The 967-nt window shown below is 55.0% G+C and carries 2 protein-coding genes; both read right to left on the bottom strand.

Annotation, left to right across the window (positions count from 1 at the left end):
- Positions 1-532 (bottom strand): SidA/IucD/PvdA family monooxygenase (locus HWY30_RS40790; RefSeq protein WP_176079061.1); only part of this gene is annotated, 532 nt, incomplete at its 3' end.
- 194 nt (positions 533-726) lie between these two features.
- A partial coding sequence (locus HWY30_RS41275) for a hypothetical protein (RefSeq protein WP_208524384.1) occupies positions 727-967 on the bottom strand: 241 nt, incomplete at its 5' end.

Below are 967 nucleotides of genomic sequence, written 5' to 3'. Positions count from 1 at the left end.
CTTCGCTGAACGGTTTCCGGTTAAGGTAGTCGTCTACGTGATAGACCGTCTCGCCAACCACCTGCCGTGCACATGCCGGCACCTTGGGTTCGACGCCGACCCCGACCACTACCGCGCGCGCATGATAGGTGCGCGCGGTAGTGGTCACGCAATAGCCCTTATTGCAAGGCCTGATATCGATCACCTCCTCGCCGAATCGAAGCGTGTCCAGGCATTGCGCAACCCATTGGTAATAGTGGGTGAACTCACGTCGCGACGTGCTGTTTCCACCTTTATTCACGAAGCTGTACAGGCGTCGATGTACAGCGAGATAGTTGAGAAAGGAATATGGGCTTGTGGGATTCACCAGGGTCACACAATCCTTGAGCGGCGACACCTGGAGTTGACTTTGGGGCAGCATGAGCCCCGGATGCCAGGAGAATTTTATGCGCTTCTCAAAGAAGAGCGCTCGCAAACCGGTGGGCTGAATGAGCGCCGCGAGGCTTAGATTGAACGGTCCGATACCAATACCGATGACGTCTAGCATGTCCATAGGAACTTGTTCCGCCGATAGAGGGGAATTGGCCAACCGAGATAGTGCAGCGCAATTCCCGTGGACTAAGATTGAGGCGGTGGTGCCGGCGTACTGCGTAGCCGATGCCCGCTGCAGGAAAACGAAAGCCGTAGATGACGATCGCTTTTCTTCCCAATGGCGTCATTCTGACCAGCACTATGCTTGGTTTGACATTACCTCGGGCCGCCTGAGTGAATCATACGAGGAATTGAGAAGCTGAACACTTTGAACATACGCAAACCTTGCGGTGCGTCAATTGTCCACGCGTGTTGCGGCAGTGGTGCACCAACGTCATGCGCTCGAAGGTCGAGCCGATGAGTAAGCACCTCACGACGACCGTCGTAGACGACGGCGAGAAGCGACATCAAAGTGGTGCCCATCATTTTCGATTTGATGGACATCACTGTGACAGAG

It is taken from the genome of Paraburkholderia tuberum STM678 (genome assembly GCF_902833905.1).
In the GTDB taxonomy this organism is placed as follows: Bacteria; Pseudomonadota; Gammaproteobacteria; order Burkholderiales; family Burkholderiaceae; genus Paraburkholderia; species Paraburkholderia tuberum.
The sequence above is the reverse complement of the archived record's forward strand: the minus strand, read 5'-3'. Positions and strand labels throughout refer to the sequence as shown.